Source organism: Streptomyces sp. NPDC001056, assembly GCF_053598955.1.
Window position 1 is genome coordinate 1 of sequence record NZ_JBSFLI010000107.1, and the last position, 1,372, is coordinate 1,372.

General features: G+C 53.9%; 2 protein-coding genes. Both read right to left on the reverse strand.

Annotation, left to right across the window (positions count from 1 at the left end; translation table 11 throughout):
- Window positions 1-543: hypothetical protein (locus tag ACWDD7_RS37720; protein ID WP_450460714.1), on the reverse strand; the 543-nt coding region annotated here is incomplete at its 3' end.
- 108 nt (window positions 544-651) lie between these two features.
- A partial coding sequence (locus ACWDD7_RS37725) for a hypothetical protein (protein ID WP_450460715.1) occupies window positions 652-1,372 on the reverse strand: 721 nt, incomplete at its 5' end.

A 1,372-nucleotide genomic window follows, 5' to 3' on the forward strand; every position in this document is an offset into this window, starting at 1 on the left:
ATCCCATTTATCAGGCGTCTTGAACTTGATAGGATAATCGCCAGTGTTGTCGAATCTGACAGAAACCAGGAATCCGGCCTTGGCACGGTCAATCGACACAAGCAAAGCATCGAATTTCACAGCTTTCCGTCCATCATGAATCCCTGCATTTCTGAGCGAATTCACCAGATCGGCAACTTTGATTGCAACAGGTCGACTAAATTCTCTGACCGGACCACCTCTCATTCCGTCGCTGCACTTCGCATTGTAAAGATCGGAGATTGGCACATCGCTTTTCGGATCTTTCGGGGAGCACAGCAACGCGGCAAGCTTTCTGGCGGATTCCAGATTTTCGCCCTGCAACTTCAGTTTGTATGCCCCGATTCCGTGAACATTCTTATTTCCGGCCGAATCACCAATTTGAACAGACAGCACATCTCCAGAGACTGAAACCTCGTTGTTTCCATATGAATTGACACTCCCATCTGCACCACCATTCGTCGTGTAGCTAAATTGCATTGCTTGACCCTTCAAATTCATAGCCTCGCCGTTTGCACACTCCATCAGAACAACCGGAGAGATTGCAAGGATTCCCAATGCAATGCGCCATAAATTACTAATCATAGTCAACCCCGCACCGCCTATTTATTGAGACAGGTGAGCTCGCGTATCTCAGACCCCCACCCATTCCCATTCAGCGTTGCCGGCGTCGTTCGAAATCGACGGCATCGGCTGGCCACGCCGCATCGTCACGATGCGGGACAGGTCATAGCGATATTCCGGCGTCGAGTAGTCCGCATTCGCGCGCACGCGCGCCACCCATCGACCGCCACGCGGACACGCCGCGCCGGGCAAGCTGAACTGCTCCGTGCCTTCGACGTAGGCGGACGAGAATGGCTTCGTGGGGATCGGGGCGCTACCTTCCCATACCCATTGCACCGGCCCATCGAGATGGACGCCGTCTCCGGACTCCATCGGCATCTTCACGCTGTCGGTCGTAGCGATGTCGCCGGCCTTGAATGGCATCACCTGCAAGCTGCGGTAACTGCCACCGGCATTCAGACGCACTGCTCGATACAGGCCATCTTCAACAAATGTTTCACCCGGCTTCACCGGCTTGTACGACATGCTGACACGATGCGTGGATTCCCACTGCTCGCGCTCCTGAGGCGTCGATGGATAGTCTCGGTCAAAGGTGACCCGGGCCGGATTTTTGTAGTCCGAATGAAAATCGACGTAATTCAAATTATTTTTAATTCCATCGACTTTTATATTTGCGTGAACAACAGCATTAACTTCATAGACGCCCGCAGGGAACTTAACAGCACGCCGGCCGGCGGGTGGAAGGCGCCCACCAGGTTCTTGCCCTCGGCGGTGTTGATGCCGGTCTTGC